Below are 13,869 nucleotides of genomic sequence, written 5' to 3'. Positions count from 1 at the left end.
CATCATGAAATTATTTCCGAAAAGAAAAGAAAATGGCGCGCAGCATAAGTCAAATACTATTGCGAAAGGCTGGGCAGGCTGGGTGACGAAGCGCACAGAAAAATTCTCACGCGGCACATGGATAATATTGCTTATTCTCTTTGTGTTACTCACCAGCGCGTATTGTGGTTATGTCATGATTGGTGCATTTACAAAAAACAGGAGCATTTTATTAACTGTTACACCTATCAAAAAACCCGCACATGCCAATGAAACAGGGGAAGCAGGAACAGGGGTTCCGGAAGCGGAATACCAACACATCAAAAAGTTTGGGTTGTTTATGGATAGCCTTGCCCATACTCCTTCCGGAAAGATGCTTTATGACAGTATAACAAGCCATCGCCCTGGCTTAATGGACAGCGTTCGGCTGGTTGAAAATTATTATGAACAATTAAAACAAAAACAATGGAAAAACAAGTAGCAGCTTCAAAGATGGCCAGGCAGCGCAGGTTTATGTTGGTGTTGCCGTTACTGATTCTGCCTTTTGTCACTATGGCCTTCTGGGCGCTTGGGGGCGGGCAGGTGGAAAAAGTACAAACGCAGGCCACGGTAAATAAAGGTTTCAACATTAACCTGCCGGATGCCAAGCTGAAAGATGATAAGAAAATGGACAAGCTGAATTACTATAACCTTGCCCAACAGGATTCATTAAAATTTTTGGAACTGGAAAAAAATGATCCTAACTATAAGGATATGGCTTTGGCTAATATGGACGGCTATCTTTCTAAACAATATGACAGTTTACCGAATGCGCTTAATGAAAGAAGTTTAAATACTTCTCTATACGGAAGCGGCCGGCATAATGATCCGAGCACCGATAAAATATACAGCAGGCTGGCAGAATTGAATGAACAGATAAATAAGCCGGTCACATCATCTGCCGAATACTATGATGCCAATCAAAACTTTCCGGACCGGTATAAAAATGATACAACCGTCAATAGTGCGGACATGGACAGGATGGAACAGATGATGAACAGGATGAATCAGCCTGCAGAGGATGATCCGGAATTAAATCAACTGGATGGCATGCTGGATAAAATTCTGGAGGTGCAACATCCGGAACGGGTGGAGGAAAAATTAAAACGAACTTCCGAAGCTAACCGGGGCGAAGTGTTTGCCGTAACATCAGAGCCCACTGATAACAGCATTACCCGATTGGGCACCGCTCAAATAACAAACAGTACAACCAATGGTTTTTATTCAATCAATGATGCGAAAGCTGTAATTGATTCGCAAAACGCCATACAGGCTGTTATCCACGAAACGCAGACTGTTGTTGATGGCTCCATTGTGAAATTGCGATTGCTGAACGATGTATTTATAAATGGCGTGCTCATTCCGAAAGACAACTTTGTGTTCGGCATTGCCTCATTGAATGGCGAAAGATTAAGTATCAGGATTAATAGCATCCGTTACAAAAATTCTTTATTTCCTGTCGCCCTGTCCGTATATGATATGGACGGACTGGATGGCATTTACATTCCCGGCGCCATTACCAGGGATGTTGCCAAACAATCAGCAGAGCGTTCCATCCAGGCACTGGGTTTAACATCTCTTGATCCCTCCTGGCAGGCACAGGCTGCCGGCGCAGGGATAGAAGCTGCAAAAACTTTATTCAGTCAGAAAGTGAAGCTGATTAAAGTAACGGTAAAGGCCGGCTATCAGGTTTTATTGCGAGACGAAAAGCAAAAACAAGCGAATTAAATATTTCAATTACTTAAAAAATTCCAGAAAATGAAAAAGATTAGTGCGGTATGGATAGTGGGATTTTTCCTGTTTATTACAATTTTTAAAGTTCAGGCGCAAGCAAACACAACCTGGCAGGTAAATGCAGTTAAGCCATATCACGTGGCCGTTGCTTTCTCCAAAACAACCAATGTCATTTTTCCTTATTCTATCATGAGTGTTGACATTGGAAGCAGGGATGTGCTGGCGCAAAAGGCTAAAGGGGCAGAAAACATTTTACAGCTAAAGGCTGCTAAAGACAGCTTTCCGCAAACCAATATCAGCATAGTAACGGCTGATGGAAAATTTACTTCCCTGCTGGTTGATTATGCAGAACAACCGTCGGTGCTAAACTTGTTACTGACAGATAAAGAAAAGCAAGGCAATCTGCCTGCTTCTTCCGAAGGCATTAATCAGCAGCAGTTGGAGCATTATGCCGCAATGGCTTTAATATCTAAAGAAAAGGCCAGAGGGATGAAGGATAATTCGTCCGGCATTCTTTTTAAACTGAACGGGCTGTTTATACATGATGACATTATGCTGTTGCGATTCAATATCATCAATAATACGGATGTCAACTATGATATAGGCCAGTTGCGGCTGTATATCCATGACGAGAAAAAAGCCAGGCGCACAGCAACACAGGAAATAGAAATATCTCCTTTGCTTGTATATAACAACATTAGCAAAGTCTCCGGCCGTACAGACCATACGACTGTACTGGGTGTTCCCAGGTTTACCATCCCTGACAAAAAATATCTTTCTGTGCAGCTTATGGAAAGGAATGGTGGCCGGAACATAGAGCTGCATGTAAAGAATAAGAAAATTGTAAAGGCCATCAGGATTGATTAGAAATTAAAGCCGTTGTGCAATGGATAAAGTGAGTAAGAAAGCGACATCATTCATGCAGTTCCACTCCGATAATATGATTTGTGGAATAAAAATCTGAACATGAAAATTCGAAAAGACGATTATCAGGATATACTTAGTTACCTCATAAGGAAACGTGAGGAAGGCTATGAATTTGTAGCCTGTCTGAATGATCCCTTTCCTGTCAATAAAGAAGGGCTATTCACTTTTTTTGCGCAATATGATGCGCAGCAGTTCTGCGATAAAATGTCAAATGATATATATATGATTATCTGGCAATACGGCCTGCATACAGAACAATGGCCGAAGCGCTCAGGGATAACTCGCTAATAATAGAAAAGAACGATATTGTGGATGTGTCATCAATGACATGCATGAGGAGCCAGCGATTAGAAAACGACCAATTAAATAACATCAAAAATTCAAAAATCATGAAGCAGAAAAATTTGGAATATCTGAAAGATCAGGTAAAGTACACAGGGTTTGGCGAAGGGCTGGAAAACGACCTGATACAGAAAATGCAAGATGGAAATACAGAGTTTAAACTGATCTATGAAACGAAGTACGGCAATGATACCGTAAACGCTACATTGAACTTCAGTCAATCGAAGCAAAGCGATATGTATTTCTTTAATTCCTACCATGTCAGCGTTCAAAAGGCAGACGAGGCAGAAGCGATGGAGCAAACCTTCTATATTAACAAGGGCAACAATATTACCCTTAAAGAAGCCTACAACCTGATGAATGGAAGGTCTGTGAATAAAGACCTAACCAATAAGGAGGGTGAAATTTATAATACCTGGTTACAGATGGACTTCAAGACAAGTGATGATAAAGGCAACTTCAGGCTGAAGCATTATCATGAAAATTACGGTTACGACCTGGAGGCCGCATTGTCAAAGCATCCTATTAAAGAGCTGACCAATCCTGATTTTAAGAACAGCCTGATGGACTCTTTGAAAAAAGGGAACCTGCAATCCGTAACGTTTCAGATAGATGGTGCTGAGCAAAAGCGGTATATCGAAGCTAACCCTCAATTCAAGGCCATCAATATTTATGACAGCAATATGCAGAGAATGGATAACCGCCAGTCCAAAAAAGAACAGCAGTCTGAAGGTGAAGCCCAGTCTGCTAAACAGGACAGTAAAAAAGGAAAAAAGCAAACACCTGCTGAAGAAGATAGCGCAGAGAAGCCCAAAGCCTTCAGGCGAAGGAAACATCAGCAAAGCGTTAGCTAAAAAACAGGCATTCTGAATTGTACGTCGCCATGGGCCGGATAAATAATTGTTATGATGGATAACAGAGTTTAGAGGCACAAACAATTTAGATGAGCAGATTGCTTTATGGATATTACGAAAGGAATGCCGCGCTATCGAAAAGCAGCTTTATCCTAATCTGCTGAAAAGGATGCTGCGCCGGTTGTTGATTGTTAATAGTTTTTGAAGATGGATCAGTTAAATATTTTAAACGGTTTCTTTTTAGCTATTCAGGATGATGGCCGCATCAGCATTACACATATCGGCATTTACGCTGCTTTGCTGCAATGCAGGATCGCTTCCGGCTTTGCAAACCCTATCCAGGTATTCAGCCATGAGGTTATGAAGATCGCCAAAATATCAGCATCAATAACCTATTATAAATGCGTGAAGGAATTAAGTGCGTATGGATATATTCACTACATGCCTTCCTTTAAGCGCAACCAGGCAAGCAGGATATATTTTCTCCATTAAATGCAATTGATAGAGATGCAATTTTTTAAAACAGCAAAGCCCTTATTGGGCTTTTGTTATCTAAAATACAGGAGGTGTGGGATGGAATCAAATGCAAAGAAAGGATTGGCTCCTGAAAAGGTCATTAAAATATTGGAAAAACACGGCACAAGTGTAACATTGGAGGAAGCAAAAATCATCTTGGAATTCATGCGAAAACTTGCCAGAATAACGGTTAATCAGTATCTTAGAGAAAAGTGATTCAATGTGGTTTCTACCAATAGAAAGTGATTGGTTTTTCTTATCTGAATAAAGTATTGCAATATGAAAATAGCAGATTTATATATAAGAGTTAGTACTGATGAGCAAGCTGATAAAGGTTATTCCCAACGTGACCAGGAAGAACGCTTATTGCGTTATTGTGAATTAAAAGACATAACCGTTAGAAACATTTATATTGAAGATTTTTCAGCAAAAACATTCAAACGGCCTGAATGGGCAAAACTATTAACCAATCTGAGAAGACAGCGTAATAACAAAACAACTGCACTATTATTGTTTACCAAGTGGGACAGGTTCAGCAGGAATGTATCGCAGGCTTACCAGACAATAGATATTTTGAAAACATTGAGGACAGAACCGCAGGCAATAGAGCAGCCTTTGGATATGTCTATTCCTGAATCCAAGATCATGTTATCGCATTACCTCACTATTCCGGAAGTAGAGAACGAAAGAAGAGCACTGAATGTATTCTACGGAATGCGAAGGGCAAAGAAGGAAGGGCGCTGGATGGGCACGGCACCTTTAGGCTATAAGAATAAGATAACAGAAAACAAGAAAAAATATATAGCCATACATGAAATTGAGGGGACATTATTAGAGTGGGCTTTTAAGCAGGTCGTGGAAAATAATTTTAATACGGAACAGATATGGAAGATGGTTAAAGTGAAAGCGAAAGGGTTACCAAGATTTAGTAAGAATAACTTTTGGGTGGCCTTGAGAAACCCTGTGTGCTGTGGCAAGATATTTATTCCTCCATTTAAGGACGAGGAAGGATATTTCGTAAGAGGCCAGCATGAGCCAATAATTTCTGAATCAGTTTTTGAAGAGGTCCAGTATATCCTTGATGGTAGAAAAAGAGCGATAAAGCCAAAGATTGTTTCTATAGACAACCTGCCGCTGCGTGGTTTCCTGAAATGTCCGAAATGTGGCAGGATGCTTACCGGAAGTGCCTCTAAAGGCAAGATGGGCAAATACTATTACTATTATCATTGTTCAGCGGAATGTGGAGTACGTTTTAATGCAGAAAATACCAATGACATATTTGTAAAACAATTAAGCGGGTTCATTCCTAAACCGGGTATGATTGAAGTATATATCGCTTCAATAATGCATGATTTTAAAAGTCAGACAAAACAACAAGACACAGAAAGAAAGCAGTTGATATCTCAGCTTGATGCGCTGAACACTCGGATGCAGAACGCAAGGATACAAAAGGTTGAGGGGGTATTAGATGATGATGATTTTATTATGTTGAAGAAAGATATGAATACCAAAATTGAGAAGTTAGAAGATGAATTGGGAAAACTATCCAATAAACATAAAGAGATAAATGGATTGTTGGAAACTGGCCTGAATAAGCTGTCAGGATTAGATATGCGATATATTGACGGTACAGTTGAAGAGAGAAGGGAAATCGTGAGTTCGATGTTCCCTGAAAATATCGTATTTGACGGAATGCAACATCGAACTCAAAGATTAAATTTAGCTGCAATGCTTATTTACCAGAGAAGCAGCGATTTAGCAGGACAAAAAAATGGGACAAGCCTTTCTTTTTTAGACTTGTCCCAAGAAGTGAACCCGCTGGGGCTCGAACCCAGGGCCCCAACATTAAAAGTGTTGTGCTCTACCAACTGAGCTACGAGTTCGCCGGTGGTGCCTGTAAGGACAGACATTTCCCGTTTTGGGAGTGCAAAAATAGGAGTATCAGATTACTGTACAAAATTTTTCTTCAGAAAAATTTTGTCTTTTTTATATATCCTCCTATTTCCAATAATGCGTAAAGCATAAACACGGGTGGATTACCGATATTGGTTTTTGTCCTTTTATTAAGTAGGTTTGCCACAAATAAGTGTATGGTGCAAATGAATGAATATTACAAAGACAAGGTAGCAATAGTTACCGGCGGTACGGATGGTATTGGCAGAGCGCTGGTAAATGCACTGTTAACGTTGGGAGCGAAAGTTGCTACCTGCGGACGCAACCATGATAAGTTATATGAATTACAGGCACAACACCCATCCCGGCCCCTACATACCCTGGTAGCAGATGTTACAAACGAATCAGATTGTAAAAGATTCATTGACTCGACTATTGCTGTTTTTGGGAAAATAGATATACTGATCAACAATGCCGGTATCAGCATGCGGGGACTTTTCAGGGACCTGGAACTGGATGTTATAAAACAGGTAATGAATGTTAATTTTTTTGGTGCGGTATATTGCACAAAATTTGCCCTGACATCTTTAATAGAAAATAAGGGAACGATTGTTGGTATCTCCTCCATTGCGGGATACCGCGGGTTGCCGGGACGCACCGGATATTCCTCGAGCAAGTTTGCACTACAGGGATTTTTAGAGTCGTTAAAAACCGAATTGAAAGATGATGGGGTGCATGTGATGTGGGTGAGCCCGGGCTTTACTTCTTCCAGGATAAGGGACAATGCGCTTAATGATAAAGGAGAACGTCAAAAAGAAAATCCGATGGATGAGGATAAAATGATGAGTGCCGAAGCATGCGCCCGACATCTGCTAAACGCAGTTATGAAGAAGAAAAGAACACTGGTGCTCACTTTAACAGGAAAGGAAACGGTTTTCATAAATAAATTTTTTCCGGGTCTCGCCGATAAACTGGTGCACAAATTTTATTTTAAAAACAAGGAATTAATAAAATAGAACAGCGTCTGGATGCCTGGTAATTACTATTTTTAAATAACTTGCATCCTAAAAAATTACGACAGGGCGGCTTTAACTTGCAATGAATTTTGTAACACTTACATCAGATATCGGGCACAATGATTACCTCATCGGGGCTATCAAGGCTCAATTGCTGCAAGCTAATCCCGACCTACAGCTTATTGATATTTCACATAATATTGCGCCTTTTAATTTTCCGCAGGCTTCTTATGTGTGCAGGGGTGCCTTTAAAAACTTTCCTGAATTTACCTACCATATTATACTCGTTAATCTTTTTGACAAAAAGCCCAAAAACCTGCTGCTGGCTTTTCATAAAAATCAATACATTTTCTGCGCAGATAATGGCCTGCTGAACATGATACTGGAAGAAAAACCCGATATGGTAATGGGTATCAAACTTGAAAAATCGGCTGTTAAAAACACGCTTTATTGTACCAAAATAATTGCCGAAACCATCTCCCGCCTGGCCAATGGAGAGTCGATCCAAAAAATAGGCATTCCTGATATAAACTTTTTTGAAAAAAATCCATTATTACCGGTCGAAAGTTCGGGCTTTATTGAAGGGCAGATCATCTTTATCGACAATTTCGAAAATGTGATCGTAAACATTACACGGCAACAGTTTGAAGAGCAGCGCCAGGGAAGATCGTTTAAGATCGTTTTCCTGAGAGATGAGGTCATTAACAAGATCAGCGAGTCTTATGCTGATGTGCAGGATGGCGAAAAACTGGCCATTTTCAACAGCGCAGATTACCTCGAAATAGCGATTAACAAAGGAAACGCAGCCGGGCTTTTCGGACTGAAAGGCTATTCAGATAAAGCCAACCACTCTGCTGCCATTATGCAGAATCAGCTGTTGTATCAAACCGTGAAAGTATATTTTGAATAAGGGCTTTATGCCAGCGGGAACTCAAGTGTAAATACAGAACCCTTTCCCAATGTACTGTCCACCTTAATAGTGCCATTATGAGAATCGGTAACAGATTTTACATAATTTAAACCTAAACCGAAACCTTTAACATTATGCAGATTACCGGTATGTGCCCTGTAAAATTTTTCAAATACCCTTTTCTGTGTTTCACGGTTCATACCGATACCATTATCTTCAAACTTCATTATGATCCTATCGCCTGAATTGGAAGTTGCTATTTTCAGGCGAACGGGTACATTTTCCTTAGAATACTTAAGGGCATTATCAATCAGGTTATTCACCAGATTTGTAAAGTGTACCTCATCGGCCTTAATAATATCCTGGGATGCTTCCAGTTTTAGTTCGGCATCCCCATTCTTTTCATGCAACTGCAATTGAAAATTATCAACCACATCTTCAATCACACCATGTACAGACAGAGGGATCACATCCAGTTCTGTTTCTCTTTTTTCAATTTGTGATGCCTTCAGGATGGTTTCCACCTGCTTATTCATCCGCTGGTTTTCTTCTTTAATAATGCCGCTAAAGTAGCCCATCCGATCCCTGTCACCCATTACCTTTTCGTTTTTTAAAGCATCCACGGCCAATGAAATGGTGGCTATGGGCGTTTTAAACTCATGGGTCATGTTATTGATAAAATCGTTCTTAATATCGCTCAGCTTTTTTTGTTTTAACATCGTATATACTGTAAGATAAAAAGCCGAAACAATGATCAGTGTAAACAGAACAGCGAGCAGTATGCTCCAGATCATCTGCCGCTTTACAAAGTTCTTCCAGTTCAGGGTAATAATGATCAGCGCCTCATCACCTGTTATATTCTCCGAAGCGGAACCACTTTGAGAGCGGATCAGGTTTGTCGGCGGAATGTAATTATGTAAGGAATCCACATAAGCATCCCAGAAGTTCTCAGATTGCCGCTCAATACTCGGGCGCGATAAAAGATCTCCCGAAAAGATCGCATATTCAAATTTAATTTTTTTCAGATCGGCTTTATCAAAAGCATTTTTGATCCTTCTTTCAATCTCATCGTTAGAAAGTTTTGAACCGATAGTGATAGAGCTGAACGGGTCGAATATGTTTTTCTGCGAAAATAATCGTGGCAGATCATTACCTGCAGAATTAATATACTTATCTCTTAACGATCCAAATTCGTAACTAAGGCTTTGATAAACATTATCGATTTTTTGTTTTACCTGGTCCTCGCGAAGCGCAATAAGATTCTTCAGCCAGGATATCTGCATGATAATAATGCCGATCAGGGACAAAGTAATTAAGACAGTTATTGATGAAAACAATTTCTTCACGGCAGCAAATATAATCATAGCTCAAAACCTGTGCACTATTATATCTTTTTAGCGTCATATTTAACTTTTTGTAAAGCACCAGGCGGCCACCCGCTGTTTAATTTGTCAAAAAAATTACTATATTGGACGTATGATTCAGCTTACACCCGGAACTTTCTTAGTTGCGAATCCGCATTTAAACGATCCTAATTTTTTAAGAACCGTTATATTTCTTTGTGAACATAGCCATGAGGGAAGTTTTGGATTTGTGTTAAACCGGAAACTGAATTATACCGTAGATGAACTGGTTCCGGAACTGGGAGATTTTCAATTGCCCGTATTTGAAGGGGGACCGGTGGAATTGAACACATTACATTTCCTGCATCAATACCCTGATGAAATTCCGGGTGGAAAAGAGATTATTGAAGGAGTATACTGGGGCGGCGAATTTGATAAGTTGATAGAACTGATTAATTCAAGAACCGCAGATATACAAAAGATACGTTTCTTTTTAGGATACAGCGGCTGGGGAGAAAAACAGTTAGAGGCGGAAATGGGAGAAAAAACCTGGATTGTTGCCCCTGCTACAAGAAAATTCCTTTTTGGTAATCATGAAAAAGTATTATGGAAAGAAGTTCTTAAAGAGCTTGGCAGCGAATATGAGTTAATTATTAATGCGCCCCTGGATCCGAGGTTAAATTAAAGCCCGCCTTACAAAATGCTTACTTTCATATTTCATCTGCTGTACAACTACACACCCTTATCCTGCTGAAAAAAATTCAATAACAGACGCATGAAAAAATTATTTACTATTTGTTTATTCGCGAGCACATTTTTCCTGCCTGGTTGCGGTACCATTCAAAACGTTGCAGGCAGTCTTTCCGGTTTAGAAATCTCACAGGGATTAAAAGAAGCGCTTACTAAAGGACTGTTCAGTGGTTTTGAAGCCTTTTCAAACCCCGCCCAGGGAAACGCGCTGGTACGTTTTGCTTTTCCAGGGGAGGCTGCAAAAATTGAAAAAACATTAAAGGACCTGGGTTTAACTGCTGCTGTGAATAATGTAACTTCCAAATATACTAATGCCATGTCCCTTGCGGTAAAAAGTGCCCAGCCTGTATTTTTGGATGCCGTTAAAAATATGAGTTTTAGAGACGCCGCCTCCATACTGCTCAGTGCAAACCGGCATGCCGCAACAGAATATTTCAAGTCCAGCATGAGTCCGCAGCTGATGACCGCTTTCCGTCCGATTGTTGACAGCACCGTTCGTACAACAGGAGCAGGCAATGAATATGGAAACATTGTAAAAGCCTATAACGCCATACCGTTTATCAGTAAAAAGCTTGAACCAAGCCTGAATGATTTTATAGCTGCAAGGGCAATTGATGCCATGTTTTTGTATATGGCCGATAAGGAAGCGGATATCCGCTCAAATGCTGCAGCGCGCACCACTCCACTGTTGCAAAGAGTATTTGGATATGCCGATGCGCAACAGCGTATAAAGGCGGCAGGCAATTAGTTTAAAAGAGCAGCATCATAAAAAATATAAAATATTTTGCTAACTGCTTAACCATACCAAAAAGTCAGTCATTTTGGTTTTATTTATAATGATATCAGGTGCATTGTCTACCTTTAGTTTAACCATCAGCTTGCGGGAGTATCCCTGAAGTACTTCATCCACAGCTTCTTTATTTAAAAGCACCTGCCGGTTCACCCTGTAAAACCGGTCGCCGCACATTTTTTCAATCTCATCCAGTGGCTTATTCAGATGATATTTCTGATTATTCAAAGTAACCAGGCTGGTACTTTTATTTTCGGTATTAAAATAAGCGATGTCAGCAATTTTTACCGGCCTGATCTTTTCACCGAATTTGATGAGCAGTGAGGTTACTTCTTTAACTGCAATTGGGTTATCATCTGCAACATGCCTGAATACTCTTTCATAATCAAATATTTTTTTGGCGATAGCTGTATATATCCACCGGTATTTTGCCAATGCTTCCGCTATATCATCCTGGCTGAACGGTTTCAAAATATAGCCGATGCCATTAGTTTTAAAGGCCTGTAATGCATACTGTTCATGGGCCGTTACAAAGATTACGGGCACATCAACCGGAACTGTTTTGAATATTTCAAAACCCAGCCCGTCGGCCAGATGAACATCACAAAATATCAAATCGGGCAACCTGCCATTCCGGAAGAAGGCCACGGACTCGGCTATTGTCGAAAAGATCCTGATCACCCGGATATCAGTATCTATTTCCGTCAATAATTCTTTTAAATAGTTCGCAGTATAACTTTCATCTTCAATAATTACTACCTGCATCCGTCCAAAGTTTTATAAAGAGATATTCAATTTGTCATCGGTTTTCCTGCCATCGGCATATTCCCTGTCAGGCAATCTGCGTTTGCGCTTTATATCAATACGATATCATTGGCATGCGCCGCGATAATATTTTTTTCCTTCAGATACTTTTTTAGTTCCATGCTGTTCAGTTTGGCTTTTGCCACGCCAATAATGGTCTTGTCCTCGTTCATCAGCTGCACTACTTCTCCGGCAGCAAAACTTCCTTCTATTCCGGCTATACCCACCGTAAGCAGGCTTTTACGTTCGCTTACAGCTTTTGCAGCTCCTTTATCCAGCTGAATATTTCCTAATGTAATGGAGCCGCTTGCCAGCCACTTCTGACGGTTCTTCAGCGCAGATCTTTGGGCATGAAACCAGGTGCCTGTCTTTTTGTTCAAAGCATCGGTTATAGGGGTCAGCGATTGTAGCCCGCACATGATCACATGAATCCCCAGGTTGGTAGCCAGCCTGGTAAATGTAAGCTTGGATAACATACCTCCGAGTCCGAATTCAGATTTTTCTCCTTTCCTTACTAAAGACAGCACTGCTGTATCGATTGCTTTTACTTCCCGGGTAATCTTTTTTTCATTGTCTAAAAAACCTCCTACCGAAGTACAAAGCACCAGGCTATCTGCATCAAATGCGATAGCAAGGAGCGTGGCCAGCTCGTCGTTATCCGAAAACTTTAATTCCAGGTCGCTGATCACATCATTTTCATTTACTACCGGTATAACATTATGCGACCAGAATGTTTTAAAAGTATCGCGTAACTGCAGGAATTGTTTACGGTTGCTGAAATGCGATCGTTCGCATAATGCCTGAGCTACGGTAAGACCGCTCTTTTTAAAACAGCTCCGGTACAATTGTATGAGAATGGGATTGCCTATAGCAGCTGCCACCTTACGTTGCAGCAAAGTGCCTTTATACCCATCAATATATTTCTTGCCGCTGCTTACCGCGCCGCTGCTTACCAGAACAATTTTATATTGCCTGTTTAAATGGCTTACATCAGCTACAATCTTTTTAATAATGGCTTTATTAATATTGCCATTAGCGTTGGTAATAACTGCCGAACCTAATTTGATCACTAAAACCTTTTGCCTCATAAAATAAAATGTATTGCAAACCGACATGATCCCGATAATTATCGGGATTCAGGCCAAAATTATAAAAAGGGCATGAAACATTTCATCAAAGGTTCCTCCTGGCTAAAAATAATAAATAAACATACAGGAGAAATGTACTATTACGGCCGTTTAGTTGTATATGCGGGCCGCAGACAACGGACTATTGACTATAGTTTTCCGCCGGATAACCGCTCCAGCACATAATAAGTGATCGGACAAAATTCACTGTTCTTTAAAGTAAGGGTTGACCGTTTTATAAGTACATCCTCATCGGTATAGGGGAAACGGGCACAATCTGAAGGCCGCTCTTCGTAAATATTGCAGGTATTATCCGCAGCTAAAAAAGGACAGGGCGATGATTTTACTACAAAATCCCCGTCCTCATCCACACGCAGATAAGTGTCGATAAATACACCCTCCTTTAACCCCAGGTATTTGGAAATGCGTTTTATATCGGGTGTCTTAAAGCGCGGAGAATAATTCTTGCAACAATTGGCGCAGCCAAGGCAGTCTATGTTTTCAAAAGCTTCCTCATGCAATGCCGACAAGGCTTTCAACACTTTATTCTTATCTGCGCGTTTTAAAAACTGCTGGTATTGCCTGCGGTGCTCTTTCGATCTTTTTTCCCAGTTATGTAAAATGTCTTTGCTCATTCATTCAATCTTACGGTGTACCTGTTCAGAAAAACCAGCAACTGTATAAAATAATAAAAAATTCCATTATTCTCCGGCAAAATAAGCTATTCTGTCTGCTATTTCAAGATTTTCAAAAGCAGACTGATTATTCATCTTTAATAAAAAAGAACAAGCTTTTTAATAAAATAAATTGTAATTTAGACAATTAATTAATGCGGACTAAAAACT

15 protein-coding genes, 1 tRNA gene and 1 pseudogene are annotated in these 13,869 nt (G+C 40.2%); 12 read left to right on the top strand and 5 right to left on the bottom strand.

Annotation, left to right across the window (positions count from 1 at the left end; genetic code table 11):
• Positions 1-4 precede the first annotated feature (4 nt).
• The 8 genes and pseudogenes from QM629_RS00335 to QM629_RS00300 form a co-directional block, all read left to right on the top strand.
• A complete protein-coding gene (locus tag QM629_RS00335; protein ID WP_415156012.1) occupies positions 5-460 on the top strand; it encodes a hypothetical protein in 456 nt (151 codons plus the stop codon).
• Positions 445-1,746 carry a conjugative transposon protein TraM gene (traM, locus tag QM629_RS00330; protein WP_415156010.1) on the top strand — a complete coding sequence of 434 codons (1,302 nt, stop codon included), beginning with the start codon at positions 445-447 and terminating at the stop codon, positions 1,744-1,746. The genes QM629_RS00335 and traM overlap by 16 nt, the downstream gene beginning before the upstream one ends.
• 30 nt (positions 1,747-1,776) lie before the next feature.
• A complete protein-coding gene (gene traN, locus QM629_RS00325) occupies positions 1,777-2,619 on the top strand; it encodes a conjugative transposon protein TraN (protein ID WP_415156008.1) in 843 nt (280 codons plus the stop codon).
• A gap of 99 nt (positions 2,620-2,718) precedes the next feature.
• Positions 2,719-2,967 (top strand): hypothetical protein, encoded by a 249-nt coding sequence (locus QM629_RS00320; protein WP_415156006.1) that lies wholly within the window; start codon positions 2,719-2,721, stop codon positions 2,965-2,967.
• 101 nt (positions 2,968-3,068) lie between these two features.
• Positions 3,069-3,875: a hypothetical protein gene (locus QM629_RS00315; RefSeq protein WP_415156004.1), complete on the top strand. Its 807-nt coding sequence runs from the start codon at positions 3,069-3,071 to the stop codon at positions 3,873-3,875.
• A 207-nt stretch (positions 3,876-4,082) separates the two neighbouring features.
• Positions 4,083-4,367, top strand: a complete 285-nt coding sequence (locus tag QM629_RS00310; protein WP_415156002.1) for a hypothetical protein — start codon at positions 4,083-4,085, stop codon at positions 4,365-4,367.
• Between the two features lie 81 nt (positions 4,368-4,448).
• Positions 4,449-4,607 carry a hypothetical protein gene (locus QM629_RS00305; protein ID WP_415156000.1) on the top strand — a complete coding sequence of 53 codons (159 nt, stop codon included), beginning with the start codon at positions 4,449-4,451 and terminating at the stop codon, positions 4,605-4,607.
• A gap of 63 nt (positions 4,608-4,670) precedes the next feature.
• A pseudogene (locus QM629_RS00300) lies at positions 4,671-5,615 on the top strand (recombinase family protein); the annotation flags it as partial.
• Positions 5,616-6,201: 586 nt separating this feature from the next.
• Here QM629_RS00300 and QM629_RS00295 read toward each other — a convergent pair.
• Positions 6,202-6,274 (bottom strand) — tRNA-Lys (locus QM629_RS00295).
• 216 nt (positions 6,275-6,490) lie between these two features.
• On the opposite strand from QM629_RS00295, the gene QM629_RS00290 reads away from it, so the two are divergent.
• On the top strand, positions 6,491-7,300 hold the full coding sequence (locus QM629_RS00290; protein WP_415155998.1) for an SDR family oxidoreductase: 810 nt from the start codon (positions 6,491-6,493) through the stop codon (positions 7,298-7,300).
• 82 nt (positions 7,301-7,382) lie between these two features.
• Positions 7,383-8,210 carry an SAM hydrolase/SAM-dependent halogenase family protein gene (locus QM629_RS00285; protein WP_415155996.1) on the top strand — a complete coding sequence of 276 codons (828 nt, stop codon included), beginning with the start codon at positions 7,383-7,385 and terminating at the stop codon, positions 8,208-8,210.
• Positions 8,211-8,215: 5 nt separating this feature from the next.
• Here the strand turns inward: QM629_RS00285 and QM629_RS00280 are convergent, their stop codons facing one another.
• Complete coding sequence (locus QM629_RS00280) at positions 8,216-9,556, bottom strand: sensor histidine kinase (RefSeq protein ID WP_415155994.1); 1,341 nt, start codon at positions 9,554-9,556, stop codon at positions 8,216-8,218.
• Positions 9,557-9,686: 130 nt separating this feature from the next.
• On the opposite strand from QM629_RS00280, the gene QM629_RS00275 reads away from it, so the two are divergent.
• Positions 9,687-10,238, top strand: a complete 552-nt coding sequence (locus QM629_RS00275; protein ID WP_415155992.1) for a YqgE/AlgH family protein — start codon at positions 9,687-9,689, stop codon at positions 10,236-10,238.
• Positions 10,239-10,328: 90 nt separating this feature from the next.
• Positions 10,329-11,051 carry a DUF4197 domain-containing protein gene (locus QM629_RS00270; protein WP_415155990.1) on the top strand — a complete coding sequence of 241 codons (723 nt, stop codon included), beginning with the start codon at positions 10,329-10,331 and terminating at the stop codon, positions 11,049-11,051.
• 39 nt (positions 11,052-11,090) lie between these two features.
• Here QM629_RS00270 and QM629_RS00265 read toward each other — a convergent pair whose 3' ends face one another.
• The 3 genes from QM629_RS00265 to QM629_RS00255 all read right to left on the bottom strand — a co-directional run bounded on the left by QM629_RS00265 (position 11,091) and on the right by QM629_RS00255 (position 13,659).
• Positions 11,091-11,858 carry a LytR/AlgR family response regulator transcription factor gene (locus tag QM629_RS00265; protein WP_415155988.1) on the bottom strand — a complete coding sequence of 256 codons (768 nt, stop codon included), beginning with the start codon at positions 11,856-11,858 and terminating at the stop codon, positions 11,091-11,093.
• An 89-nt stretch (positions 11,859-11,947) separates the two neighbouring features.
• The gene (proB, locus tag QM629_RS00260; RefSeq protein WP_415155986.1) at positions 11,948-12,985 is read right to left on the bottom strand and encodes a glutamate 5-kinase; all 1,038 of its coding nucleotides are present in this window, start codon (positions 12,983-12,985) and stop codon (positions 11,948-11,950) included.
• Positions 12,986-13,173: 188 nt separating this feature from the next.
• Complete coding sequence (locus tag QM629_RS00255; protein WP_415155984.1) at positions 13,174-13,659, bottom strand: YkgJ family cysteine cluster protein; 486 nt, start codon at positions 13,657-13,659, stop codon at positions 13,174-13,176.
• Positions 13,660-13,869: the final 210 nt, after the last annotated feature.

Origin of the sequence: Parafilimonas sp. (assembly GCF_047606085.1) — a bacterium.
In the GTDB taxonomy this organism is placed as follows: Bacteria; Bacteroidota; Bacteroidia; order Chitinophagales; family Chitinophagaceae; genus Parafilimonas.
This window is presented reverse-complemented; position numbering and strand designations above follow the sequence as displayed.